Origin of the sequence: Curtobacterium sp. MCBA15_004, from assembly GCF_001865055.2 — a bacterium.
GTDB lineage: Bacteria > Actinomycetota > Actinomycetes > Actinomycetales > Microbacteriaceae > Curtobacterium.
This window is the reverse complement of record NZ_CP126266.1, coordinates 2087018-2112312: the sequence shown is the minus strand read 5'-3', so window position 1 is coordinate 2112312 and position 25295 is coordinate 2087018. Positions and strand designations below refer to the sequence as shown.

Genomic DNA, 25295 nt, shown 5'->3' with positions numbered 1-25295 from the left:
CCGGTCGGTCGCGTCCGGACCACACGGCTCCGGGCGGCTCCGACGCCGTGCGGTCGCGCGGACCAGTGCAGTCCGACGACGTGAACGGTCGGGCTCCGGCGGACACCCTGCCCGACGCGCGGGTGCAGGTGTCCGTCGTCAGTGACGCCGTCGACGCCCGGGAGGCGCTGGTCGCCGCCGTCGCGTCGGCTGCGGGTGTCGACCTGCCAGCGGTGCGCGCGGGGCGCGTCTGTCCGCACTGCGCTTCGACGGACCACGGTCGCCCGTGGGCGGCCGCGAGCGGCCGCCCCTTCCCCGTCAGCACGGCGTCGACGTCCGGCGTCGTCGTCCTCGCGGTCGCCGTCGGCGCCCCGGCGGGCACGGAGATCGGCGTCGACGTCGAGCGGGTGTCCCGTGTCGCCGCCGCACCCCTCGACGTGTCCGTCGTGGGACAGTCGTCCGACGACCGCGACCGGACCGCTGCGTGGACGGTCACGGAGGCGGTCCTGAAGCGCGACGGCCGCGGCCTGCGCGTCGATCCCTCGGCCGTCCTGGTCGACCTCGACGAACAGACCGCCACGTTCGAGGGCACGACGCAGCGGGTCGAGGTCGCGCACCTCGACGCGGACCTCGTCCTCGCGGTCGCCGCGGGCGGGCTCCCGGTCGTGCTCGAGGTCGACCCGTCGGTCAGCTCCTCGGGCGGGTGAGGACCTCGGCGCCGTCCTCGGTGACGGCGATGGTGTGCTCGGTGTGCGCCGTCCTGGCCCCCGTCGCACTGCGGAGCGTCCAGCCGTCCGGGTCCGTCACGAGCCGGTCGGTGTCCGCCATCACCCAGGGTTCGAGGGCGAGCAGGAGTCCCGGTCGGAGCACGAGGCCGCGGCCCGGTCGTCCGGTGTTCGACACGTGCGGGTCCTGGTGCATCGTCGTGCCGATGCCGTGCCCACCGAACTCGGTGTTCACGGGGTATCCCGCGTCGGCCAGGACGGTACCGATCGCGTGCGACAGGTCGCCGGTGCGTGCTCCGGGTCTCGCGGCGGCGATCCCTGCTGCGAGGGCTCGTTCGGTCGCATCGATCATCGCTGTGTCGGCTGGGTCGGGGGTGCCGACCACGAAGCTCACCGCGGCGTCGGCGGCGATCCCGTGGAGCGTCACGGCGAGGTCGAGGGTGAGCAGGTCGCCGTCCACCAGTGCACGGTCGTGGGGGAGCCCGTGCAGCACCGCGTCGTTGACGGCCGTGCAGACGTGGTGCCCGAACGGCCCGCGGCCGAACGACGGTGCGTAGTCGACGTAGCACGACACGGCCCCCGCTTCCTCGATCAGCGTGCGGGTCCACGCGTCGATCTCGAGCAGGTTCGTGCCGACCCGGGTGTGTTCACGGAGCGTCTGCAGGATGTCGCCGACCAGGGCACCGGTGCGCCGGGCGCGGTCGACCTCGGCGGGGGAGAGGATCTCGATCATCCGCTGATCGTACCGGTATGATCATCCCGGCATTAGTATCGGGTCATGGTCCGCCTCCCTCTCAGTCCCGACGAGCTCGAACGCGGTCGTCGGCTCGGCGCCCTGCTCCGGCACGCCCGCGCCGACCGGTCGATGCTCGACGTCGCCCTCGAGGCCGGCATCTCGCCGGAGACCCTGCGGAAGATCGAGACCGGCCGGATCGCCACGCCGTCCTTCGCGACGATCGCCGCAGTTGCCGGCGTGGTCGGGGTGTCGCTCGACGCGCTGTGGGCCGAGCTGCACCCGACGCGCGTCGGCACCGCGGCTCCGACCCGTGACGGCCGGGGCCCGGCGGGTCCCGCGCACTGACACCGCCCCCTCGCTCCGCGCCCGGGCAGCCGCGACGTCGGGCCGCGCGACCGCGGACGGCGCCCCGGCCCGTGCGCCCCGGCCCGGACGAACGAGCAGCCGCGCCCTCGACGTGCACGCTCCGGCCCGGCCGACGGGGTCAGGCCGGCAGTGCCGGGACGCCCGTCCCGTCCACCCAGGGACCCGTGACGGCGCGGACCTGCGCGACGTCAAGGCCGGCGGCCTCGGCGAAGGCCGCGTACACCGATGCCGGGTCGACGTTCCCGAACCGGTGCCGGGCCGTGATCGTCCGGAGACCGGCGGCGAACGCGGCGTCACCGGCGGTCCGACGCAGCGCGTGCAGGGCGAGGGCGCCACGCTTGTAGACCCGGTCGTCGAACATGTCCCGCGCGCCGGGGTCCGCCACGACGAGGTCCTGCGGTGCCGTGAGCAGCGCCTGGCGGTGGCGCGCGGCGAGCACGTCGGCGCTCTCGCCGCCACGGTGCTCCGACCAGAGCCACTCGGCGTGGCAGGCGAACCCCTCGTGCAGCCAGATGTCCTGCCAGCGGCCGAGCGTCACCGCGTTGCCGAACCACTGGTGTGCGAGTTCGTGCGCGATCAGCCGGTCGGTGCCGTGCTCGCCGTCGACGTGGTTGCGGCCGAACGTCGCGAGGCCGTGTGCCTCGAGCGGGATCTCGAGGTCGTCGTCCGTCACGACGACCCCGTAGGACGCGAACGGGTACGGACCGAACCACTCCTCGAACAGGGCCACCATGTCGGGGACGCGTCCGAAGTCGGTGCGCACCGCCGCAGCCAGGTCGGCGGGGTGGTGGACCGTGACCTCGTGCCCGCTGCCCCGCACGGTGGTGCTGCGGTAGCGCCCGATCTGCACGGTCGCCAGGTAGGTCGCCATCGGTTCGGTGACGGCGTAGGTCCACGTCGTGCCGGCACGGGCACGCTCGCGGCCGAGCAGGGTGCCGTTCGCGAGGACGTGGTAGCCGGCCTCGGCCGTGATCGTGAACCGGTAGGTCGCCTTGTCGTCGGGCCGGTCGTTGCAGGGGAACCACGACGGCGCCCCGGTCGGCTGCGCCGCGACGATGACGCCGTCGGACAGCTCCTCCCACCCGATCTGCCCCCACGGACTCCGGAGCGGTCGGGGGGCTCCGTGGTAGCGCACGTGCAGGGTGAAGTCGGCTCCGGCGGGCAGCGGCGCGGCCGGCGTGACGGTGGTCTTGTGCGCCGACGAGGACACCTTCGCCGCCCGGACCCCGTCGACGTCGACCCGGTCGACCCGCAGCCCGTGCAGGTCGAGGACGACCCGGTCGAGTGGCTCGAGCGCGTGCGCGGTGATCGTCGCCGTGGCGTCCAGGCGGTTCGTGGCGACGCGGTAGTCCAGGCGCAGGTCGTGGTGCCGGGCGCTCCACCGACGGTCGCCGCTGTGCGGGGTGTAGGGGTCGACGTCGGGGTTCGGCTTCACGGTGCGGTCGAGTCTGCCACGGCGTCGACCGTCCCGGCACCGGACCCCGCCCGGGCGTCCCCGGGGGCCGCGCCGGGGGACGCCGGTCCCGCCGACTCCGCCGACTCCGCCGACTCCGCCGACTCCGCCGACTCCGCGTGCGGCGCGGGGACGGGCGGCGCGGACGTCCACGGGGCGATCGGGTTGCCGGACCACCACGTCCCGGCCGGTACCTGCTCGCCGCGCATCACGAGCGAGGCCGGTCCGACCGTCGCGCCCGCACCGATGCCGGCCGCGGGCAGCACGACGCTGTGCGGCCCGAGGGTCGCGCCGTCGTGGAGCGCCACCGTGTCGAGCTGCATCACCCGGTCGTGGAACAGGTGGGTCTGCACGACGGTGCCGCGCGCGACCGACGCCCCGTGGCCGATCGAGACGAGGTCGGCCTCGGGCAGCCAGTACGTCTCGATCCAGGTGCCGCGGCCGATGCGCGCCCCGAGGCTGCGCAGCCAGGCCGCGAGGGCCGGCGTGCCGGTGGCCTGCTCGGCGAACCAGGGGCGGGCGACGGTCTCGACGAAGGTGTCCTGCACCTCGTTCCGCCACACGAACGACGACCACAGCGGGTGTTCCTGCGCGGTGATCCGCCCGACGAACAGCCACTTCGCGCCGGTCGACACCACGGCGGCGACGGCCCCGGCGGCGACGAGCACGGGGCCGGCGGCGAGCACCGTCCACCCGAGGCCGACCGCCGACCACGTGGCGATCAGTGCTCCGGCGACACCGAGGGCGATCGCGCCGGAGACCACCGGCGCGACGAGCCGGAGCAGTTCCCACGCCCCGCGGGCGACCTTGAGCCGCCGCGGCGGACGGAAGGTGCGCTCCTCGTCGAAGCGGGTGGCGGCCCGCCGGAGCCGGACCGGGGGCGACCCGAGCCAGGAGGATCCGCGCTTGGCCTTCCTCGGCACCGCGGAGAGCACCGCGACGAGGGCCTCGCGGGGGACCGAACGCCCGGCGCCGGTCATGCCGGAGTTGCCGAGGAACGCGCGTCGGCCGACCTTCGACCGCCCGATCCGGATCCGTCCACCGCCGAGCTCGTAGGTCGCGACCATCGTGTCGTCGGCGAGGAACGCCCCCGACGCGATCTGCGTGAGCGACGGGATGAGCAGCACGGTCGAGATCTCGGTGTCGCGACCGACCCGGGCACCGAGCAGCCGGAGCCACGACGGTGTGACCAGGCTCGCGTACAGCGGGAACAGCAGCGTCCGGGCGGCGTCGAGGACCCGCTCGGTGCACCACGCCTGCCACCCCTGCCGGGACCGCACCGGGTGGCGGCCCTCGTGCAGGCGCAGGGCGAGGAGCCGCACCGCGGCGACCACCAGGACGGCGTACACGGCGCCGGCCACGAGGGTGCCGAGCGGGACGACGGCCAGGCCGTGCAGCACGGCCGCGCCCACCGAGGGGGCGGGGCCGACGAGCGCGGCCACGACCGCCACCCCCGCCGCGACCCCGAGGACGGGCAGGCCGGCCACGACGACCGAACCGGCCCCGTACGCGAGCAGCCACCGGCGTCGGGTGGCGGGGCGCGCCTCCCGGCCGTGCCGAGCCGAGCCGACGCGCTCCGCCGGCGACCCGGCCCACCGCTCCCCGTCGGGCACGCGACCCGTGACGGCGGAGCCGGCCTCGACCTCGGCACCCGCGCCGACGTGCGCCCCCGGCAGCAGGGTGGAGCGGCTGTGCACGACGGCGTCCGCGTCGATCCGCACCGCGCCGAGCCGGAAGACGTCCCCGTCGACCCAGTGTCCGGCGAGGTCGACCTCGGGTTCGACGGACGCCCGTTTCCCGACCGTGAGCATGCCGGTCACGGGCGGGAGGGTGTGCAGGTCGACGTCGCGGCCGATGCGGGCGCCGAGTGCTCGCGCGTAGTAGCTGATCCAGGGCGCGCCCGCGGTGGAGGGGCCGTCGACCGCCTGTGCGATGCGCTCCGCGAGCCAGACCCGCACGTGCACCGAGCCGCCCCGCGGGTGGTCGCCCGGTCGGACCCCGAGCAGCACCGCGCGGACGAGCACGACCGTCAGTGCCATCTTGCCGACCGGTGTCACGAACACGGCGACCGCGACGACGAGCGCCCACCAGGGGAGCGCGGGCAGGGCGGGGAGCGTCGTGGCGTGCAGGACGGTCGAGGCGAGTGCCGTCCACGTCGTGACGCGGAGGCCCCGGAGCACCTGCACCGGCAGGCCGAGCAGGGTGAGCAGGAGTCCGGTCGCGGGTGGCACCGGGGCGACCGGGCGTCGTGCGGCGGTGAGGGGGCCGCTGTCGTCGAGTGCATCGGCGAGGGCACCGATGCGGGGGTGGTCGTAGACGTCGGCGACCGTGGTCGTGGGGAAGCGCTCCCGGATCGCGGAGACGAGCTGGGCGGCGGTGAGCGAACCGCCACCCGCGGCGAAGAAGTCGTCGTCGACGCCCGTGACCGGTACGCCGAGGATCGCCGACCAGCGCTCGGCGATCCAGGCGACGGTGTCCGGCAGGACCGCGGTGTCGCCCGCGCCCGGCAGCGGCCACGGCAGTGCGGCACGGTCGACCTTGCCCGAGGTCCGGGTCGGCAGCGCGTCGACCACGGCCAGGAGCGGGACGAGGGCGGCGGGCAGCTCCTCGCGCAGCCGGGCGTTCGCGGCCGCGGTGTCGAGCGTCGTCCCCGCTGCCGGTGCGACGTAGCCGACGAGCACCTGGTTGCCGGCGGGTGTGCGCTGCACGACGGCGGCACCACCGGCGACGCCGTCGAGGGCCTGCAGCGCGGCGTCGACCTCGCCGAGCTCGATGCGGCGGCCGCCGAGCTTCACCTGGTCGTCGGCGCGGCCCTGGAAGACCAGGCCCTCGGGCTCGTACCGGACGAGGTCGCCGCTGCGGTACGCCCGGTCCCAGCCGAGCTCGGGGAAGGGTGCGTACTTCTCGGCGTCCTTCGCCGGGTCGAGGTAGCGGCCGAGCCCGACGCCGCCGATGACCAGCTCGCCGACGCTGCCCGGGGCGACGCGGTGACCGGTCTCGTCGACCACGGCGAGGTCCCACCCGTCGAGCGGCAGGCCGATCCGCACCGGTTGGCTGCCGTCCATCCGGGCGCCGCACGCGACGACGGTCGCCTCGGTCGGCCCGTAGGTGTTCCAGAGCTCCCGGTCGTGCGACGCGATCCTCGCCGCGAGCTCGGGCGGGCAGGCCTCGCCGCCGAAGACGACCAGGCGCACCTGCTCGAGGGCGTCGTCGGGCCAGAGCGCCGCCAGGGTCGGCACGGTCGACACGACCGTGATGCCGTGGGCGATGAGCCACGGGCCGAGGTCGACACCGCTGCGCACGAGCGACCGCGGCGCCGGCACGAGGCAGGCGCCGTGTCCCCACGCGAGCCACATCTCCTCGCACGAGGCGTCGAACGCCACGCTCAGTCCCGCGAGCACGCGGTCGCCGGGACCGATCGGCGGGTCCTGCAGGAACATCCGCGCCTCGGCGTCGACGAAGGCCGCGGCCGACCGGTGCGTGACGGCGACGCCCTTCGGGACCCCGGTGGACCCCGAGGTGAAGATGACCCAGGCGTCGTCGTCGACGGTCGGGCGTGCCGCTCGGGCGTCCGGGTCGACCACGGGGGACTCGGCCGCGTCGGGCGCCCCGGAGACCCGGAGGACCCCACCCGCACCGAGCACACCGACGACCCCGGCCTCGCCGAACACCAGGGCGGCGCGCTCCTCGGGGTCGTCGGCGTCCACGGGGACGTACGCGGCACCGGCGGCGAGCACGGCGAGCACCGAGAGGTACAGGTCGCGTCCGCCGGACGGGATGCGGACGCCGACGCGGTCGCCGCGCCGGACTCCGCGCCGCGCCAGGTCGTCGGCCTGTTCGCGCACGAGCCGCAGCATCGTGGCGTGGTCGAGTGTGCCGGCCGGGTCCTCGAGCGCGAGGGCGTCGGGGTGCGCGGCCGCCGTCGCCTGGAGGACGTCGAGCAGGGTGCGCGGGGCGGGTGCATGGTCGCCGCGGGCCAGTTCGGCCTGCGGGGACGTGGGGGCGGTGCCGGTGCTCATCGGCGCGGATCATAGTGACGCCGGGTGTCGTGCACGCGAACTCCGCGTGTCGGCCCGCACCGCAGGCGACGGGTCCTGCGGACCCGAGCACGGGGGACGGTCGCCGCAGGCGACATCGAGCGCAGCCGATCGAGCGCTGGTGACCGGTCTACCGGGCCGAGCCACGGGGGACGGTCGCCGCAGGCGACATCGAGCGCAGCCGATCGAGCCCTGGCGACGGGTCCTGCGGACCGGGCAGCGGGGGACGGTCGCCGCAGGCGACATCGAGCGCAGCCGATCGAGCGCTGGCGACCGGTCTACCGGGCCGAGCCACGGGTGACGGTCGCCGCAGGCGACATCGAGCGCAGCCGATCGAGCGAAGCGAGAACGTCTGCTTGCGAGGGAGTTTCCTGTGCCCCCAGGAGGATTCGAACCTCCGCCCCTGCCTCCGGAGGGCAGTGCTCTATCCCCTGAGCTATGGGGGCTCGTGGGTGTCACCAACCGTAGCAGGTCCGCGACCACCCACCGGACAGCGCGTGTCGCGTCGTCCCGGTGGGACGCACCGGACGGGAGGCGCGGTGCGGGCCCGACCCGCGCCTCCCGTCCGGCTCCTGGTCACCGGAGGGCGCCGGGCGGTGACGGCTCGTCGGCTCGCGTCGGGTGCGCCGGCACGGCCCTGCGGGCCGCGCCGTCAGCCGGCGGGCGTCGCCGACCCGCCGGGCTGCACCGCGGCGTGCACGGCGTCGACCACGGGCTGCGCACCGCCGGGCTCGGTGAACAGGGGCGACTCAGTGGTGATCCAGTAGGGGTCCGGGAACGCGTCGGCGCGGCCGACGCCCTTCGTGAGCGAGTAGTAGCCCTCGACCCCGTAGGTCGGGACCGAGCCGCCGCGCTCGTACAGGGCGTCCTTCAGGGTCGTGAGCGACTTCTCAGGCAGGTGCGCGACGGCCACCGTGATCGTCGTCGACGGGTCGTCGGTCGCGACGAGGTGGCAGACGCGACCGCGCTGCCGTTCGATGGTCGCGGCGGGGGAGCCCTTCGCCGGGGTCCAGTCGGTGTCCCGCCGGAAGGTCTTCCCGTAGACCTGCAGGGCGTCGTCCGGCAGCAGCTCGGCGCAGGTCTGCGTGACGGTCGTGCCGATGGGCTGTCCGGACGCGCTCGCACTCGGCGCGCCGCCGCCGGACCCGCCGGAGCAGGCCGCCAGGAGCGTGGACGCGGACACGGTGAGCACGGCGACGGTGATCGCCCGGGCGCGGCTGCGGGAGGTCATCCGGCCATGATGCTGCACGGCCCTCCGGCATCGGCCCGGAGCCGGCTGGGTGTCCCGGTAGACTCGACCCTCGTGACTCCTGCCGAACTCTCCGCCGCGTACCTGTCGATCCTGACCGGGATCGTCGAGCGACGAGGCGCGTCCGACACCGTGACGATCGACGACTCCCACGTGACCCTCGAGCGTCCGCGGAACCGTGCGCACGGCGACTGGGCCTCGAACGCCGCGATGCAGCTCGCGAAGCGCATCGGCACGAACCCGCGCGAGCTCGCGACCGAGATCGCCGGCGAGCTGACCGAGCTCGACGGCGTGGCCTCGGTCGACGTCGCCGGCCCGGGCTTCATCAACATCACGCTCGAGGCCGCCGCCGCGGGTGAGATCGCGCGGACGATCGTCGACTCCGGCTCGGCCTTCGGCAACGGCGACCTGTACGAGGGCGTGCGCATCGACCTCGAGTTCGTGTCGGCGAACCCGACCGGGCCGATCCACATGGGCGGCGTGCGGTGGGCCGCCGTCGGCGACAGCCTGGCGCGCGTGTTCACGGCGCAGGGCGGCCTCGTCACCCGCGAGTACTACTTCAACGACCACGGTGCGCAGATCGACCGCTTCGCCCGGTCCCTCGTGGCCTCCGCGCTCGGCGAGCCGACGCCCGAGGACGGCTACGGCGGCGCGTACATCGGTGAGATCGCTGCTCGCGTCATCGCGACGCTGCCGGCCGGCACCGACGTGCGGGACCTGCCGCGCGACGAGGCGCAGGAGCTCTTCCGCCGCGAGGGCGTCGAGTTCATGTTCGCCGACATCAAGCGTTCGCTGCACGACTTCGGCGTCGACTTCGACGTGTACTTCCACGAGAACGCCCTGCACGAGTCGAAGGCCGTCGAGCGTGCGATCGAGCGGCTGCAGTCCCTCGGCAAGATGTACGAGGCGGACGGCGCGCTCTGGCTCCGCACCACCGACTTCGGCGACGACCGCGACCGTGTGGTCGTCAAGTCCGACGGGCAGCCGGCGTACATCGCGGGCGACCTGGCCTACTACCTGGACAAGCGCGAGCGCGGGTTCGAGCGGAACCTCATCATGCTCGGCGCCGACCACCACGGCTACGTCGGTCGCATGATGGCGATGTGCGCGGCGTTCGGCGACGAGCCGGGCACGAACCTCGAGATCCTCATCGGGCAGATGGTGAACCTGCTCAAGGACGGCCAGCCGTTCCGGATGTCGAAGCGCAACGGCACGATCGTGTCGATGGAGGACCTCGTCGAGGCCGTCGGTGTCGACGCCGGCCGGTACGCACTCGTCCGGTTCGCCAGCGACACCGCGATCGACATCGACCTCGACCTGCTCACGAAGCGGACCAACGACAACCCGGTCTTCTACGTGCAGTACGCCCACGCCCGCACGCAGTCGGTCGCCCGCAACGCCGCCGCCTCCGGGGTCGACCGGTCGGCGTTCGACGCCTCGCTCCTGACGCACGAGACCGAGAGCGCCCTGCTCGGGGCCCTCGCCGAGTTCCCGCGCGTGGTCCGACAGGCCGCCGAACTCCGCGAGCCGCACCGCATCGCGCGCTACACCGAGCAGCTCGCGGGGCTGTACCACCGCTGGTACGACGCCTGCCGCGTGACGCCGCTCGGTGACGAGACCGTGACCGACCTGCACCGCACCCGCCTGTGGCTGAACGACGCGACCGGCCAGGTCGTCCGCAACGGGCTCGGCCTGCTCGGGGTGAGCGCTCCCGAGCGCATGTAGCGCTGGCGGCGCGGCGCGGCGCCGCGCGCTTCGCGCGCGCGGCGCCGGCCGCGGACGCTCCGCACAACCGGAAGCACGTCGCACCACGGATCGCCGTGGCGCGACGTGCTTCCGCTTGTTCGGGAGCACGTCGCGCCACGAAGCGCACAGCGCGCCCCGGCGCGCAGCGCCCCGCGCCCCGCGCCGGCCCGCACCGCTCCCACCGGACCCGCACCGCGCCTCCAGGCTGCCTGCCGGAGGTCCCTGGCAGGGTGGGACGCATGTCCGTCGCACCCGCCCCCTCCCGCAGGCGCCGCCGCTGGCCGATCGTCCTCGTCGTCGTGCTGCTCGTGCTCGCCGCCCTGGTCGTCGTCGCCGAGTTCGTCCTCCGCGGCGTGGTCGACCGGGTGATCGCCGACCAGGTCGAGCAGTCCCTCCCCGAGGGCGCGACCGGCGAGGTGACCGCACACGCCGAGGGCGTCGTCCTCCCGCAGCTCGTCACGGGCACCCTGGACCGCGTCGACATCCGCTCCGACCGCCTCACGGTCGACGGGGTCCCGCTCGCGGCCGACGTCACGGTGCACGACGTCCCGGTCGACGGGAAGGGCGACGTGCGGGACGTCGACGGCACGGTCACGCTGGCGTCGTCGAGCGTCAAGGACCTCGCGAAGTACAGCCCGCTGTTCGACCGTCTCACGCTCGTCGACGGCGGGGTCGAGCTCTCCGGGTCCACCGCGGTGCTCGGCTACGACATCACCTACGCGGCGACGGGCGACGTCGCCGCCGAACGGGACGGCCGCGGCGTCACGATCACCCCGAAGGGCGTCCGGATCACGAACTCCGACCTCGGCCTCAAGGTGAACTCGATCCCGGGCGTCACGGACGTGCCCGTGCAGGTCTGCACCGCGCAGTTCCTGCCCGAGCAGCTGCGCGTGCGTGCGCTCGACGTGACGGCCCGACAGGCGACGGTCCGGGTCACCGCCGACCGTCTGCCGCTCACCGAGCAGGGGCTCCGCACCGTCGGGTCCTGCTCCGGCTGACCCGCCCCGCGGGGTCGCGTGGCGCGGACGGTGGCGTAACACCGGACGGGAGGCGCGCCCCGCCTCGCTAGGATCGGGTCCCGTGAGCGAGAACCCACTGGCCCCGCCGCGGCTGCGGTTCCCCGAGGACGCCTCCGCGCTGACCGCGCGGATCTGGCCCGCGTCCGCGACGCGGACCGACGACGGCGAGCTGGCCGTGGGCGGCGTGGCCGCCGCCGACCTCGTCGCGCAGTACGGGTCCCCGCTGTACGTGGTGGACGAGCGTGACGTGCAGTCCCGCGCCGCCCGGGTCCGCACGGCGTTCACCGACGCGTTCGCCCGGATCGGCACCCGCGCCCACGTGTACTACGCCGCCAAGGCCTTCCTCACGACGCAGGTCGCGGCGTGGATGGCCGAGGCGGACCTCCGGCTCGACGTCTGCTCCGCGGGCGAGATGGCGGTCGGGCTCGCCGCCGGGGTCGACCCGGCGCGCATGGGCCTGCACGGCAACGACAAGTCCGACGCCGAGATCGCCCGGGCGGTCGAGCTCGGCCTCGGCACGATCGTGCTCGACAGCCACGAGGAGATCGGCCGCGTCGCGCGTGCCGCCACCGCGGCCGGGACGGTCCAGCGCGTGCGCATCCGGATCAACAGCGGCGTGCACGCGTCGACGCACGACTACCTCGCGACCGCGCGCGAGGACCAGAAGTTCGGCATCCCGCTGACCGAGGCGGTCGCCGCGGCCGAGGCCGTCCGCGCGGAGCCGTCGCTCGCGTTCGTCGGGCTGCACTCGCACATCGGCTCGCAGATCTTCGAGGAGTCCGGGTTCCGCGAGGCCGCACGTCGCCTGATGGACGTGCACGCCGAGCTCGTCGCGACCGGACCCGTCCCCGAGCTGAACCTCGGCGGCGGCTGGGGCATCGACTACACCGAGGCGGACAGCGCCTTCGACCCCGAGGACGTCGCGGAGGCCCTGGCGACGATCGTGGCCGAGGCCTGCGCCGAACGGGACATCCCGGTGCCCGAGGTCGCGGTCGAGCCGGGTCGGTACATCGTCGGACCGGCCGGTCTCACGCTCTACCGCGTCGGGACGATCAAGCCGGTCGCGCTCGAGGACGAGCACGGCACCGCGGCCACCCGGACGTACGTGTCGGTCGACGGCGGCATGAGCGACAACGTCCGACCGGCGCTGTACGGGGCGGACTACACGGCCCGGCTCGTGCGCACCTCGGACGTCCCCGCGGTGCTCACCCGGGTCGTCGGCAAGCACTGCGAGTCCGGCGACGTCGTGGTGAACGACGAGTACCTGCCCGGCGACGTGCGGCGCGGGGACCTCCTCGCGGTCGCCGCGACCGGTGCCTACTGCTGGTCGCTCGCGAGCAACTACAACCACGTCGGCCGCCCGCCGGTCGTCGCGGTGGCGGACGGCGCAGCCCGTATCCTCGTGCGGGGCGAGTCGATCGACGACCTGCTCGCCCGCGACACGGGGGTCGTCGTCGGCCCCGGCCGCTGACACCCCCCGGGAAGATCCCCGACCCGACAGGAATGCGCACCAGATGATCGAATACCGCAACGTCCGCGTCGCGCTGCTCGGAGCCGGCTCGGTCGGCTCCCAGGTGGCCCGGCTGCTCCTCGAGCACGGCGACGAACTGGCATCCCGTGCCGGCGCCGGCCTCGAGCTCGTCGGGATCGCCGTCCGCGACGTCGACGCCACGCGCGACGTCGAGCTGCCGGCGGAGCTGTACACGACGGACGCGGAGTCGCTCATCCTCGGAGCCGACATCGTCGTCGAGCTCATCGGCGGCATCGAGCCCGCGCGTTCCCTCGTCCTGCAGGCGCTGCAATCGGGCGCGGACGTCGTCACGGGCAACAAGGCGCTGCTCGCGACGCACGGCCCGGAGCTGTTCGCGGCTGCGGAGCAGGTCGGCGCCCAGCTGTACTACGAGGCCGCCGTGGCCGGGGCGATCCCGATCATCCGTCCGCTGCACGACTCCCTCGCCGGTGACCGCATCGAGCGGATCATGGGCATCGTCAACGGCACGACGAACTTCATCCTCGACCTCATGGACCGCGAGGGATCGACGTTCGAGGACGCCCTCGCGACCGCGACCGCGCTCGGGTACGCCGAGGCCGACCCGACGGCCGACGTCGAGGGCTACGACGCCGCGCAGAAGGCCGCGATCCTGGCCTCGCTCGCGTTCCACACCTCGGTGCCCCTCGCCGCCGTGCACCGCGAGGGCATCACCTCGGTCACGATCGAGCAGGTCCGCGCGGCGCGCAAGGCCGGCTACGTCGTGAAGATCCTGGCGACCGCCGAGCGTCTGACCGACGAGAACGGCGTCGAGGGCGTCAGCGCACGCGTCTACCCTGCCCTCGTGCCCGAGGCGCACCCGCTCGCGAGCGTGCACGGTGCGAAGAACGCGGTGTTCGTCGAGGCCGAGGCCGCCGGCGACCTCATGTTCTACGGCGCCGGTGCCGGCGGGGTCGAGACCGCGTCGGCCGTGCTCGGGGACCTCGTCTCCGCGGCGCGACGGCACGTCATCGGCGGCCCCGGCGTGGCGGAGTCGACGCAGTCCGCGCTGCCGGTGTTCCCGATCGGTTCGGTGAGCACCCGCTACCAGATCACGCTGCACGTGGCGGACGCCCCCGGCGTGCTGTCCACGGTCGCCGGCGTCCTCGCCGACCACGGCGTGAGCGTCGAGACCGTCGAGCAGACCGCGGCGACCGACCCGGGCGACGGTTCGGCCGGCACCGCGAACCTCGTGATCGGCACCCACCTCGCCCGTGAGTCCGCCCTGGCCGCGACCGTCCGGGCCCTCCGCGGCGAGGACGTCGTCGTCGAGGTGACGAGCGTGCTGCGCGTCGTCGGCGCCTAGCCCACGGACGACCCGGTCCGCCGTCGTCGGCGTCGGACCCCCGAACCCCCGAACTGCAACACACCGAACAAGGAGAGCCTGATGGCCCACCAGTGGCAGGGAGTCCTGCGCGAGTACGCCGACCGTCTCGACGTCACCGAGGCGACGCCGGTCGTCACCCTCGGCGAGGGCGGCACCCCGCTCATCCCGGCGCGACGGCTGTCCGAGCGGACCGGCGCCGACGTGTACGTCAAGTTCGAGGGGATGAACCCGACCGGCTCCTTCAAGGACCGCGGCATGACGATGGCGATCTCGAAGGCCGTCGAGCACGGCGCGAAGGCCGTCATCTGCGCCTCGACCGGCAACACGAGCGCATCGGCCGCCGCGTACGCCACGCACGCCGGCATCACCGCGGCGGTGCTCGTGCCCGAGGGCAAGATCGCGATGGGCAAGCTCAGCCAGGCCGTCGCGCACGACGCGCAGCTGCTCCAGGTGCAGGGCAACTTCGACGACTGCCTCGACATCGCGCGCGACCTCGCCGCGAACTACCCGGTGCACCTGGTCAACTCGGTGAACAACGACCGCATCGAGGGCCAGAAGACCGCGGCCTTCGAGGTCGTCGACGTGCTCGGCGACGCGCCGGACTTCCACTTCCTGCCGGTCGGCAACGCGGGCAACTACACGGCGTACTCCCGCGGCTACCGCGAGGACGTCGCGGCCGGTCGCTCGACCAAGATGCCCCGCATGTTCGGGTTCCAGGCCGCCGGTTCCGCGCCGATCGTGCGCGGCGAGGTCGTCCGCCAGCCCGACACCATCGCCTCGGCCATCCGCATCGGCAACCCCGCGTCGTGGCAGTTCGCCCTCGAGGCACGCGACGAGACCGACGGGTACTTCGGTGCGATCACCGACGAGGGCATCCTCGCGGCGCACCGCATCCTGTCCGCCGAGGTCGGCGTGTTCGTCGAGCCCGCGTCCGCGATCGGCGTCGCCGGCCTGCTCGAGCGCGCCGACGCCGGTGTCGTGCCGCAGGGCGCGACGGTCGTCATCACGGTGACCGGCCACGGCCTGAAGGACCCGCAGTGGGCGCTCCGCAGCCCGGACGGCGGCGAGGTCACCCCGACGAGCGTGCCGGTGGACACGAAGTCGGTCGCCGAGGTGCTCGGACTGGTCGGCCCCGCGTGAGCATCGACCGCTCGTCCGGACCGGGGGAGGCCACGACCGCCCACACCGCCGCACCCGCCCGCGGTGCTGTACCGGCCGGACGGGCGGTCCGCGTGCGCGTGCCGGCCACGTCGGCGAACCTCGGGCCGGGCTTCGACTCGCTCGGGCTCGCCCTGGCGCTGTACGACGAGGTCGTCGTGCGCGTCCGTCCGGAGCCCGGCGCGACCGTGACGGTCGAGGGCATCGGCGCCGGCGAGGTCGCCACCGACGACACGAACCTCGTCGTGCAGGCGGTCCGCCGCGGCCTCGCGCACGCCGGGGTCGAACAACCCGGCCTCGAGCTGCACGCGGTCAACGCGATCGCGCACGGCCGCGGCATGGGGTCCTCGGCGGCGGCGATCGTCGCCGGGCTGATGGCCGCGAGGGGACTCCTCGAGGGCATCGTCGACCTCGACGCCGCGACGCTCCTCGCCCTGGCCACCGAGATGGAGGGGCACCCGGACAACGTCGCCCCGGCACTGTTCGGCGGCCTGACCATCGCGTGGATGACCCCGGACGGACCGGCCCACAAGCGGCTGCTCGTGCACCGTGGCGTCTCGCCCGTGGTGTTCGTGCCGACGTCGACGCTCTCCACCAAGCTCGCGCGGTCGCTGCAGCCCGCGAGCGTGCCCCACGAGGACGCCGCGTTCAACGTGTCCCGCTCGGCACTGCTCGTGGCGGCGCTCATCCAGAGCCCGGAGCTCCTGCTCGCCGCGACCGAGGACCGCCTGCACCAGTCGTACCGGGCGAGCGCGATGCCCGAGACCGACGCGCTCATCGGACTGCTCCGGCAGCACGGACTCGCGGCCGTCGTGTCGGGCGCCGGGCCGAGCCTGCTCGTGCTCGGCAGCGACCCGTCGCAGCGCCTCACGGCAGCCGACATCGTGGCGCGACACGCGGAGTCCGACTGGCGGGCGCTCATGCTGGCCGTCGACCTCGGTGGTGCTACAGTGGTGCCGCACTCGGCGCTCGAAGCCGATCCCGCGTAGGCGTCAGGACGCTCCTCACCAGGACCCCTCTCCGCCAGCGCAGGGTCTGGTGCGCGGGGGCATTCTCTTCCTGATCACCGAATCCCGGACCGTCGTCTGAACGACGGTCGACGCCCAACCTGTGCGCGCCGGGACGGTGGAAACTCTCCGCGTTCTGCGGTTCGAAAGGAAACACCCACCTTGACGAACGTCAACGACTCCACCCCGGTGGAGATCCCCAGCGACCTGCGCGCCCTCCGACTCCCGGAGCTCCAGCGGATCGCTTCCTCGCTCGGCATCACCGGGCTCTCCAAGCTCCGCAAGGGCGACCTCATCGCCTCGATCGAGGACAAGCGCCCGGTCGACGCCGAGCAGGCCGCCGCTGCGGCACCGGTCGAGCTGCCCGTCGCCGACGAGCCGGCCACCGAGCAGCCCGCCGCGCAGCAGGCTCCCGAGCAGCCGGTCGCCCAGCAGGCCGCGCCCGAGCAGGTCGCCCCCGAGCAGCCCGCCGCGCAGCAGTCCGCCCCGGAGCAGGCCGCCACCGAGCAGGCCGCCACCGAGCAGGCCGCGCCCGAGCAGGGCGGCCCGCGTGGCCGCCGCTCGCGCCGCGTCACCTCCGGTGGCACCGTCACCGCCGCGCCGACCTCGGCAGCGGAGCACACCAACCACGGTCACACCGGCACCGAGGACCTCCTCGCCGGGCTCGACCAGGTCCGCGCCGAGAAGGACGCCCAGGAAGCCGCCCAGTCCGGGCAGCGCCGTGGGCGCGGGAACCGCGCCGGCCGCCAGGACGCCGCGCAGCGCGACGACGTCCAGCAGGACGCCGGCCAGGAGGCACGTGGTGCGGCCGCCGACGTCGTCGCCGACGCCGACACCACCGAGCAGTCCGACCAGGGCCACTCGGGTCAGGGCCAGTCCGGTCAGGGCCAGTCGGGCCAGGACGACCAGTCGCAGGGCGACCAGGACGGCGGCTCGCGCCGCGGGCGTCGCAGCCGTGGTCGTGGTCGCGGTCGCGGGCAGAACGGTGACGCCGGTGAGCAGCAGGGCACCGAGCAGCAGAACGGTCAGCAGCAGAACGGCCAGCAGGGCGGCCAGAAGAACGGCAAGCAGCAGGACGAGCAGAAGTCGACCGACGAGCGCGCCCAGCAGAAGCAGAACGGCCAGCAGCAGAACGGCCAGCAGCAGAACGGCCAGCAGCAGAACGGTCAGCAGAACGGCCAGCAGCAGGCCGCGCAGCAGAAGCAGCAGGCCGAGGCCGAGGCGGAGAACGGCCGCGGCCGTCGTCAGCGCGACCGCAAGCGCGGCCGCGGCGCCCAGAACGACGACTTCGAGCCCGAGGTCACCGAGGACGACGTCCTGATCCCGATCGCGGGCATCCTCGACGTCCTCGACAACTACGCGTTCGTCCGCACGACCGGCTACCTGCCGGGTCCGAGCGACGTCTACGTCTCCCTCGGCCAGGTGAAGAAGTACCACCTGCGCAAGGGCGACGCGATCGTCGGCTCGATCAAGCAGCCGCGGAACGACGACCAGCAGAGCCGCCAGAAGTACAACGCGCTCGTCAAGGTCGACTCCGTCAACGGCCAGACCGCCGACGAGGCCGCCGCGCGCGTCGACTTCCAGGACCTCACCCCGCTGTACCCGAACGAGCGTCTGCGCCTCGAGACCGAGCCGCAGAAGCTGTCGACGCGGATCATCGACCTCGTGTCGCCGATCGGCAAGGGCCAGCGCGGCCTCATCGTGTCGCCGCCGAAGGCCGGCAAGACCGTCGTGCTCCAGGCGATCGCGAACGCCATCGCCAAGAACAACCCCGAGGCGCACCTCATGGTCGTGCTCGTGGACGAGCGGCCCGAAGAGGTCACCGACATGCAGCGCACGGTGAAGGGCGAGGTCATCGCCTCGACCTTCGACCGTCCCGCCGAGGACCACACCACGGTCGCCGAGCTGGCGATCGAGCGTGCGAAGCGTCTCGTCGAGCTCGGCCACGACGTGGTCGTCCTGCTCGACTCGATCACCCGTCTGGGCCGCGCGTACAACCTGTCCACCCCGCCGTCGGGCCGCGTGCTCTCCGGTGGCGTCGACTCGGCCGCGCTCTACCCGGCCAAGCGCTTCTTCGGCGCCGCGCGCAACATCGAGGACGGCGGCTCGCTCACCATCCTCGCGACCGCGCTCGTCGAGACCGGTTCGAAGATGGACGAGGTGATCTTCGAGGAGTTCAAGGGCACCGGCAACATGGAGCTCCGCCTCAACCGTCACCTCGCCGACAAGCGGATCTTCCCCGCCGTCGACGTGAACGCCTCGGGCACCCGTCGCGAGGAGCAGCTGCTCTCCGCCGACGAGGTCACGATCACCTGGCGGCTGCGTCGGGCCCTCGCCGGCCTCGACACCCAGCAGGCGCTCGAGATCGTGCTGCGCAACCTCAAGGAGACGCAGTCGAACGTCGAGTTCCTGGTCCAGGTGCAGAAGTCGGTCCCGTCGACCGGCGGGCGCCACGACGGCCACCAGGAGTAACCGGTGTTCGAGTCGGTGGCAGGGCTGCTGGCGGAACACGAGGACCTGACGCAGCAGCTGTCGGACCCCGCGCTCCACGCCGACGCAGCCCGTGCGAAGAAGGTGAACCGGCGATACGCCGAGCTCAACCAGATCAAGGCCGCGTACGAGGCCTGGCAGGCGGCGGGGGAGGACCTCGCCGCCGCCAGGGAGCTCGCCCGTGAGGACGACGCCTTCGCGGACGAGGTACCCTCGCTCGAGGAGCAGCTGGCCGAGCGCCAGGAGCGCCTGCGCCGGCTGCTCATCCCGCGCGACCCCGACGACGGCCGCGACGTGATCATGGAGATCAAGGGCGGCGAGGGCGGCGAGGAGTCGGCACTGTTCGCCGCGGACCTGCTGCGCATGTACACGCACTACGCGGAGACGAAGGGCTGGAAGGTCGAGCTCCTCGAGCGCACCGAGTCCGACCTCGGCGGCTACAAGGACGTCCAGGTCGCGATCAAGTCGAACACGACGGACCCGTCGCAGGGCGTCTGGGCACACCTCAAGTACGAGGGCGGGGTGCACCGCGTGCAGCGGGTGCCGGCGACCGAGTCCCAGGGGCGCATCCACACGTCGACCACCGGCGTGCTGGTGTTCCCCGAGGTGGACGAGCCCGAAGAGGTCCAGATCAACCAGAACGACCTCAAGATCGACGTCTACCGGTCCTCCGGTCCCGGCGGCCAGTCCGTGAACACGACGGACTCCGCGGTCCGCATCACGCACCTGCCCACGGGCATCACGGTCGCGATGCAGAACGAGAAGTCGCAGCTGCAGAACCGCGAGGCCGGCATGCGCGTCCTGCGGGCGCGCATCCTCGCACGCCAGCAGGAGGAGCTCGACGCCATCGCGTCGGACGCGCGCAAGTCGCAGATCCGGGGAATGGACCGCTCGGAGCGCATCCGCACGTACAACTTCCCGGAGAACCGCATCGCGGACCACCGCACCGGGTACAAGGCGTACGACCTGGACCGTGTGATGAACGGTGCGCTGGAGCCCGTGGTCCAGTCCGCCATCAGCGCGGACGAGGAGGCCCGCCTGGCCGCCATCGGCGACCAGGACGCGTGACCGGACCGACGGAGGACGGACGGGAGGCGCGACCCGCCCCCGCCACGTCCGTCCCGTTCGCGGCCGACCGCCTGCTCGACGAGGCGGTCGCCGCGCTCGTCGCGCACGGCGTGCCGTCGGCACGGGTCGACGCCGAGCTGCTGCTCGCCTGGGCGTCCGGGACCTCGCGCGGGGCCGTGCAGGTGCGCGCACTCACCGGCGGCGCCATCGCGGGGGAGCACGTCGAGCGCTTCCGGCACGCGGTGGCACGCCGGGTCACGCGCGAGCCGCTGCAGCACATCACGGGCGAGGCGCACTTCCGCGCCCTGACCCTGTCGGTCGGCCCCGGCGTCTTCGTGCCGCGGCCGGAGACCGAGGGCGTCGTGCAGTTCGGCATCGACGCGCTCCGGGCGACCGCGGTCGCCGAGCCGGTCGCCGTCGACCTGGGGTCCGGCAGCGGGGCGATCGCCATCGCGATGGACACCGAGGTGCCGAACGCCGTCGTGTACGCGGTCGAACGCTCACCCGAGGCGCTGCCGTGGACCCGCCGGAACATCGAGGCCCACGGCGGGACGGTCCGGCTCGTCGAGGGCGACCTCGGCGACGCGCTGCCCGAGCTCGACGGCACCGTGTCGGTCGTCGTGTCGAACCCGCCGTACGTCCCGGACGACATGGTGCCGGTCGATCCGGAGGTCCGCGACCACGACCCGGCCCTCGCGTTGTACGGCGGCCCAGACGGCCTCGACGCCGTCCGGGCGCTGACCGAGACGGCGTGGCGGCTCCTCGTGCCGGGCGGCCTGGTGGTCGTCGAGCACGCCGAGCAGCAGGGCGCCGGCGTCCGCGAGGTGCTGGCGCGCCGCGGGTTCCGCTCGCCGGAGACGCACGTCGACCTCACCGGTCGCGACCGCACGACCACGGCGACCCGCTAGCCGGGGCGAGCAGCGCCTCCCTGCCGTGACCACGCGATCAGCGTGACCCGACCGGCGGAGGTGTGTCGCGCCTCCCGGCCGTGACCACGCGGTCCGCGTGACGCGACCGGCGGAGGTGTGTTGCGCCTCCCGGCCGGTGCTCGGGGCGACCCCGCGGGTCAGGCGACCGTGACCTGCTCGCGGGCGGCGACGAAGGCGCGCACGGCCTCGCGCAGGTCGGTGTGCTCCTCGACGAGCACGGCGTGGATGCCGACGCTCGCAGCCGCCTCGACGTTGACCGGCATGTCGTCGGCGAAGAACGCGCGCTCGGCGGGCACCCCGTGGTGTGCCAGCGCCCGCTCGAACACGGCGCGGTCGGGCTTCCGGGCGCCGAACGCGCTCGTCGTGTCCAGGTGCTCACCGAACAGCGGCGGCAGCGACGGCGCCCAGCGCGGGATCCAGCGTCCGGCGAGCGGCCCGTTGTTCGTGAGCAGGCCGACGCGGCCGTGCTCGGCGGCGATCCGGACCGCCTCGACCCGCTCGGGGAGCTCGGTCATCGCGGCACCGCGGATCCGTGCCCACTCGTCCTCCGGGACGTCGCAGCCCATCGCCTCGGCGAAGGCCGCCAGGTAGGCGTCGGCGTCGGGGTAGTGGCCGGCCTCGGCGCGGGCCTCGTTGCCGCAGTCCCACCAGCGGCGACGCAGCTCCTCGAAGGAGTGTCCGGTGAGCTCGGCGAGGGCTGCCATGCGGACCCGCCAGTCGTAGTGGACCAGGACCTCGTCCATGTCGAACAGGAACAGGAGTCGGGGCGCGGGCGTCTCGTTCACGATGCCACCATTGTGTCGCACTATCATCGTCGAGTCATGGCCTCCCGATACGACTGCACCGACCCCGACGGGCTCCTGACCGGGATGCGGCTCGCACGTGCCGCGCTCGGACGCGGAGAGCTCGTCGTCGTCCCCACCGACACCGTGTACGGCCTGGCGGCGGACGCGTTCAGCGCGAGTGCCGTCCAGCGGCTGCTCGACGCCAAGGGGCGGACGCGCCAGTCCCCGCCGCCCGTGCTGATCCCCGGCCCGGCGACGCTCGAGGCGCTGGCGACCGACATCCCGCAGCAGGTCCGCGACCTCGTCGACGCCTTCTGGCCCGGCGGGCTCACGGTGATCCTGCGCGCGCAGCCGTCGCTCGACTGGGACCTGGGGGAGACCCGGGGCACCGTGGCGCTCCGCATGCCCGACTCGCGCATCGCGCTCGAGCTCCTGCAGGAGGTCGGCCCGCTCGCGGTCTCCTCGGCGAACAGCACGGGGGACCCGGCCGCGATGGACGTGGACCGTGCCGAGGCGATGCTCGGCGACAGCGTGTCGGTCTACCTCGACGGCGGACCGCTCCCCGAGCACGAGGGCTTCGCCGCGTCCACCGGGTCGACGATCGTCGACGCGACGGGCCTCTCGTCCGGCGGCACGCTGACGATCGTCCGGCACGGGGTGATCCCCGACGACGAGATCGTCCGGGTCGTCGGAGCCGACCACGTCTCGTGAAGTACTACCTGCTCGCGGGGGCGATCGCCGCGGTCGTGAGCTTCTGCATGAGCTGGATCGTGTGGAAGGCCGGGCTGCGGTACGGCTGGTACCCGAAGGTCCGCGAGCGTGACGTGCACCGCACGCCGACGCCGCGCCTCGGCGGCATCGCGATGTACATCGGCGTCATCGTCGCGATGCTCGCGGCGTGGTTCCTGTTCCCGTCGATCGCGGGCACCGACTACTTCCGGCTGGTGTTCAGCGAACCGGGCCGCGTGCTCGCCGTGCTCGGCGGGGCGACCATCATCGTGGTCCTCGGCGTCGCGGACGACATCTGGGACCTCGACTGGATGACGAAGCTCGCGGGGCAGATCATCGCCGCGGGGATCCTCGCGTGGCAGGGCGTCGCGATCGTGTCGCTGCCCATCGGCAACACGCTCGGGGTCGGGTCCTCGTACATGAGCCTGATCTTCACCGTGCTCGCCGTGGTGCTCGTGATGAACGCGGTCAACTTCATCGACGGGCTCGACGGCCTGGTCGCCGGAGTCGCGATCATCGCGGGAGGGGTGTTCTTCCTGTACACGTTCTTCATCAACCGCGTGGTCGTGCAGACCGAGTTCTTCTTCAACCTGCCGTCGCTGCTCACCGCGGTGCTCGTCGGCGCGTGCGCCGGCTTCCTCGTGCTGAACTGGCACCCCGCGAAGCTCTTCATGGGCGACGCGGGTGCGCTCCTCGTCGGCTTCCTGATGGCCACGAGCGCGGTGTCGGTCACGGGCAACATCGACCCCGCCGCGGTGCAGACACGCCAGGCGCTCCTGCCGGCGTTCATCCCGATCCTGCTGCCGTTCGCGATCCTCATCGTGCCGATCCTCGACTTCGGGCTGGCGGTCACCCGGCGGCTCAGCGCGGGGAAGTCGCCGTTCTCGGCCGATCGCAAGCACCTGCACCACCGCCTGCTCGACATGGGCCACTCGCACTTCCACGCCGTCCTCGTGTTCTACGCCTGGACCGCCACCGTCGCGGTCGGCTGCCTGCTGTTCCTGTTCGTGGACTGGTACTGGGTCGTGGCCGTCGTCACGGTCGGCTTCACCGTCTGCGCCGTCGCCACCTTCGCCCCGCTGGGCCGCAAGCGTGCCGAGTTCGCCGCGCAGGTCGCCACCCGGTCGTCGTCCGTCGTCGACGCCCGACTCGACCCGCTGGACCGCGCCGCCAACGACCGATCGATCCCTGGAGACCCCTCGTGACCACACCGAACGCGCTCGACCACGTCCGTCCGGTGTTCCGCCGGATCCTCGTCTGGGCGGCCGTCCTCGCCGTCGCCCTCGCCGTCGTCGGGGGAGTCGTGGGTCTCGTGGTCAGCGGCACGCCCGGTCTCGTCGGCGGCCTGCTCGGCGCCGTGCTCAGCGTCGTGTTCCTCGGCCTGACGGCGGTCTCGGTGCTCGTGGCGCTGCGCGTCTCCAAGGGGCAGATGATCTCCGGCGCCTTCTTCGGCATCGTGATGGGGACCTGGTTCCTGAAGTTCGTGCTCTTCCTCGTCGTGCTCATCGCCCTGCGCGACCGGAGCTGGGTCGACTTCCCGGTCCTGGCCGTCGTCATCATCGCCGGCGTCGTGGGCTCCCTGGTGATCGACGTGGTCGTCGTCGCGAAGGCCCGCATCCCGATCGGCGTTGCCCTGCCCGGTGACGGCGCGGACCGACCGGCAGAGCCTGGGAAGCCCGACCCGCGCGTCTGAGAGCCCGAGCAGGCTCTCTCACCTGATAGGGTTTGTTGCGTCCGCGTCCGGAGCAATGCTCGGAGCGGACAGCCTCCACACAGTCCACCATCGCGTGCCATGACGTGCGCGCGCCGACACAGGAGACAGCGCTGCTATCCCACGCTCTTCCCCTGTCCCTCACCGCTGCGGCCAACACCGTTGCGGCGGGGAGCAGTAAGGCCGCCGAATTCCATGGTCCGTCGATCGGGGAGTTCTTCCCGGACCCGATCTTCTTCGCGGGCACGCCCTTCGAGATCGATCGCGTCGTCATCATCCGCTTCATCGCGGTCGCCGTGCTGCTCGTCTTCGCGTTCGCGGGCACCCGTGCACTGAAGCTCGTCCCCAACCGGGGTCAGGCGTTCATCGAGTACGCGTTCGACGTCGTCCGCCGCAACACCTTCGACAACCTCGGTGAGAAGGACGGCAAGCGGTTCCTGCCGCTGCTGGCGACGATCTTCTTCGGCGTCCTCTTCATGAACCTCACCGGCCTCATCCCGGCGCTGAACCTCGGTGGCACCAGCCGCATCGCGATGCCGATGATCCTCGCGATCGTCGCCTACGTCGCGTTCATCTACGCCGGCCTCCGCAAGCACCCGGGTGCGTTCCTCCGCAACGCGCTCTTCCCGCCCGGGGTGCCGTGGCCGCTCTACATCATCGTGACGCCGATCGAGCTGGTCTCGACCTTCGTGCTCCGTCCCGTCACGCTGACGCTGCGACTCCTGATGAACATGGTCGTCGGGCACCTGCTCCTCGTCCTGTTCTTCTCGGCCACGTGGTTCTTCTTCTTCGACGCCGAGGGTCTCTTCAAGCTCTTCGGCATCGGGACCCTGGCGTTCGGCATCGCCTTCAGCTTCTTCGAGATCCTCGTCGCGCTGCTCCAGGCCTACGTCTTCATGCTCCTCACCGCCGTCTACATCCAGCTGGCGCTGGCCGACGAGCACTGATTCCTCACTGACCCCCTACGGGACCGGCGACCGTCGGACCCGCACCTCGAAAGGAAAACACGTGGACGCAACGACCGTTCTCGCGGAGATCAACGGCAACATCGCGACGGTTGGCTACGGCCTCGCTGCGATCGGCCCGGCCATCGGCGTCGGCATCGTCGTCGGCAAGACGATCGAGTCCGTCGCTCGCCAGCCCGAGCTCCAGGGCCGCCTGACGACCCTCATGTACATCGGTATCGCCTTCACCGAGGCCCTCGCGTTCATCGGTATCGCGACGTACTTCATCTTCACCAACTAAGGTTCCTC

At 73.0% G+C, this 25295-nt stretch carries 21 protein-coding genes and 1 tRNA gene; 16 read left to right on the top strand and 6 right to left on the bottom strand.

Annotated elements, in window-relative coordinates; translation table 11 throughout:
- Positions 1 to 65: 65 nt before the first annotated feature.
- Positions 66 to 686, top strand: coding sequence for a 4'-phosphopantetheinyl transferase superfamily protein (locus QOL16_RS09865; protein WP_139266370.1), 621 nt, complete (start codon positions 66 to 68; stop codon positions 684 to 686).
- Here the strand turns inward: QOL16_RS09865 and map are convergent.
- Positions 667 to 1437, bottom strand: a complete 771-nt coding sequence (map, locus tag QOL16_RS09860) for a type I methionyl aminopeptidase (protein WP_071283965.1) — start codon at positions 1435 to 1437, stop codon at positions 667 to 669. The two genes, QOL16_RS09865 and map, sit on opposite strands and share 20 nt — an antisense overlap.
- A gap of 45 nt (positions 1438 to 1482) precedes the next feature.
- On the opposite strand from map, the gene QOL16_RS09855 reads away from it, so the two are divergent.
- Entirely contained in the window at positions 1483 to 1785 is a 303-nt protein-coding gene (locus tag QOL16_RS09855; RefSeq protein WP_065964547.1) for a helix-turn-helix domain-containing protein, read from the top strand.
- Positions 1786 to 1924: 139 nt separating this feature from the next.
- Here the strand turns inward: QOL16_RS09855 and QOL16_RS09850 are convergent, their stop codons facing one another.
- The 4 genes from QOL16_RS09850 to QOL16_RS09835 form a co-directional block, all read right to left on the bottom strand.
- Entirely contained in the window at positions 1925 to 3241 is a 1317-nt protein-coding gene (locus tag QOL16_RS09850; protein WP_071284129.1) for a M1 family metallopeptidase, read from the bottom strand.
- Positions 3238 to 7278 (bottom strand): Pls/PosA family non-ribosomal peptide synthetase, encoded by a 4041-nt coding sequence (locus QOL16_RS09845; protein WP_083394981.1) that lies wholly within the window; start codon positions 7276 to 7278, stop codon positions 3238 to 3240. Before QOL16_RS09845 ends, QOL16_RS09850 begins: the two co-directional genes overlap by 4 nt.
- Positions 7279 to 7670: 392 nt before the next feature.
- Positions 7671 to 7742, bottom strand: a tRNA-Arg gene (locus QOL16_RS09840).
- A gap of 206 nt (positions 7743 to 7948) precedes the next feature.
- A complete protein-coding gene (locus QOL16_RS09835; RefSeq protein WP_065964546.1) occupies positions 7949 to 8527 on the bottom strand; it encodes a hypothetical protein in 579 nt (192 codons plus the stop codon).
- Positions 8528 to 8599: 72 nt separating this feature from the next.
- On the opposite strand from QOL16_RS09835, the gene argS reads away from it, so the two are divergent.
- The 9 genes from argS (at position 8600) to prmC (ending at position 20796) form a co-directional block, all read left to right on the top strand.
- Positions 8600 to 10270 (top strand): arginine--tRNA ligase, encoded by a 1671-nt coding sequence (gene argS, locus QOL16_RS09830; protein ID WP_065964540.1) that lies wholly within the window; start codon positions 8600 to 8602, stop codon positions 10268 to 10270.
- A 260-nt stretch (positions 10271 to 10530) separates the two neighbouring features.
- Entirely contained in the window at positions 10531 to 11289 is a 759-nt protein-coding gene (locus QOL16_RS09825; protein ID WP_065959279.1) for an LmeA family phospholipid-binding protein, read from the top strand.
- A gap of 82 nt (positions 11290 to 11371) precedes the next feature.
- Complete coding sequence (gene lysA / locus QOL16_RS09820) at positions 11372 to 12781, top strand: diaminopimelate decarboxylase (protein WP_071282659.1); 1410 nt, start codon at positions 11372 to 11374, stop codon at positions 12779 to 12781.
- A gap of 43 nt (positions 12782 to 12824) precedes the next feature.
- Complete coding sequence (locus tag QOL16_RS09815; protein ID WP_065959275.1) at positions 12825 to 14144, top strand: homoserine dehydrogenase; 1320 nt, start codon at positions 12825 to 12827, stop codon at positions 14142 to 14144.
- An 81-nt stretch (positions 14145 to 14225) separates the two neighbouring features.
- Positions 14226 to 15305 (top strand): threonine synthase, encoded by a 1080-nt coding sequence (gene thrC / locus QOL16_RS09810; protein WP_065959274.1) that lies wholly within the window; start codon positions 14226 to 14228, stop codon positions 15303 to 15305.
- 92 nt (positions 15306 to 15397) lie between these two features.
- Positions 15398 to 16312, top strand: a complete 915-nt coding sequence (gene thrB, locus QOL16_RS09805; RefSeq protein WP_071282673.1) for a homoserine kinase — start codon at positions 15398 to 15400, stop codon at positions 16310 to 16312.
- Positions 16313 to 16492: 180 nt separating this feature from the next.
- Positions 16493 to 18802 (top strand): transcription termination factor Rho, encoded by a 2310-nt coding sequence (gene rho / locus QOL16_RS09800; protein WP_071282657.1) that lies wholly within the window; start codon positions 16493 to 16495, stop codon positions 18800 to 18802.
- 3 nt (positions 18803 to 18805) lie between these two features.
- The gene (gene prfA, locus QOL16_RS09795) at positions 18806 to 19888 is read left to right on the top strand and encodes a peptide chain release factor 1 (RefSeq protein ID WP_065959270.1); all 1083 of its coding nucleotides are present in this window, start codon (positions 18806 to 18808) and stop codon (positions 19886 to 19888) included.
- On the top strand, positions 19885 to 20796 hold the full coding sequence (gene prmC / locus QOL16_RS09790) for a peptide chain release factor N(5)-glutamine methyltransferase (protein WP_370692519.1): 912 nt from the start codon (positions 19885 to 19887) through the stop codon (positions 20794 to 20796). The genes prfA and prmC overlap by 4 nt, the downstream gene beginning before the upstream one ends.
- 158 nt (positions 20797 to 20954) lie before the next feature.
- Here the strand turns inward: prmC and QOL16_RS09785 are convergent, their stop codons facing one another.
- Complete coding sequence (locus tag QOL16_RS09785) at positions 20955 to 21602, bottom strand: HAD family phosphatase (protein WP_171898687.1); 648 nt, start codon at positions 21600 to 21602, stop codon at positions 20955 to 20957.
- Positions 21603 to 21638: 36 nt separating this feature from the next.
- On the opposite strand from QOL16_RS09785, the gene QOL16_RS09780 reads away from it, so the two are divergent.
- From QOL16_RS09780 to atpE, 5 genes are all read left to right on the top strand, one after another.
- The gene (locus tag QOL16_RS09780) at positions 21639 to 22313 is read left to right on the top strand and encodes an L-threonylcarbamoyladenylate synthase (protein WP_065959262.1); all 675 of its coding nucleotides are present in this window, start codon (positions 21639 to 21641) and stop codon (positions 22311 to 22313) included.
- Entirely contained in the window at positions 22310 to 23536 is a 1227-nt protein-coding gene (locus tag QOL16_RS09775) for an MraY family glycosyltransferase (RefSeq protein WP_139266304.1), read from the top strand. Before QOL16_RS09780 ends, QOL16_RS09775 begins: the two co-directional genes overlap by 4 nt.
- Entirely contained in the window at positions 23533 to 24024 is a 492-nt protein-coding gene (locus tag QOL16_RS09770; RefSeq protein ID WP_083229954.1) for a hypothetical protein, read from the top strand. The genes QOL16_RS09775 and QOL16_RS09770 overlap by 4 nt, the downstream gene beginning before the upstream one ends.
- 104 nt (positions 24025 to 24128) lie before the next feature.
- On the top strand, positions 24129 to 24989 hold the full coding sequence (atpB, locus tag QOL16_RS09765) for a F0F1 ATP synthase subunit A (RefSeq protein WP_254780165.1): 861 nt from the start codon (positions 24129 to 24131) through the stop codon (positions 24987 to 24989).
- 61 nt (positions 24990 to 25050) lie between these two features.
- On the top strand, positions 25051 to 25287 hold the full coding sequence (gene atpE / locus QOL16_RS09760) for an ATP synthase F0 subunit C (protein WP_027465781.1): 237 nt from the start codon (positions 25051 to 25053) through the stop codon (positions 25285 to 25287).
- The last annotated feature ends 8 nt before the right edge of the window (positions 25288 to 25295 follow it).

Coding starts and splice junctions, on each gene's coding strand:
- map (WP_071283965.1), bottom strand. CDS start 1,437: ATGATCGAGATCCTCTCCCCCGCCGAGGTCGACCGCGCCCGGCGCACC.
- QOL16_RS09855 (WP_065964547.1), top strand. CDS start 1,483: ATGGTCCGCCTCCCTCTCAGTCCCGACGAGCTCGAACGCGGTCGTCGG.
- QOL16_RS09845 (WP_083394981.1), bottom strand. CDS start 7,278: ATGAGCACCGGCACCGCCCCCACGTCCCCGCAGGCCGAACTGGCCCGC.
- QOL16_RS09835 (WP_065964546.1), bottom strand. CDS start 8,527: ATGACCTCCCGCAGCCGCGCCCGGGCGATCACCGTCGCCGTGCTCACC.
- QOL16_RS09825 (WP_065959279.1), top strand. CDS start 10,531: ATGTCCGTCGCACCCGCCCCCTCCCGCAGGCGCCGCCGCTGGCCGATC.
- QOL16_RS09815 (WP_065959275.1), top strand. CDS start 12,825: ATGATCGAATACCGCAACGTCCGCGTCGCGCTGCTCGGAGCCGGCTCG.
- thrC (WP_065959274.1), top strand. CDS start 14,226: ATGGCCCACCAGTGGCAGGGAGTCCTGCGCGAGTACGCCGACCGTCTC.
- QOL16_RS09780 (WP_065959262.1), top strand. CDS start 21,639: ATGGCCTCCCGATACGACTGCACCGACCCCGACGGGCTCCTGACCGGG.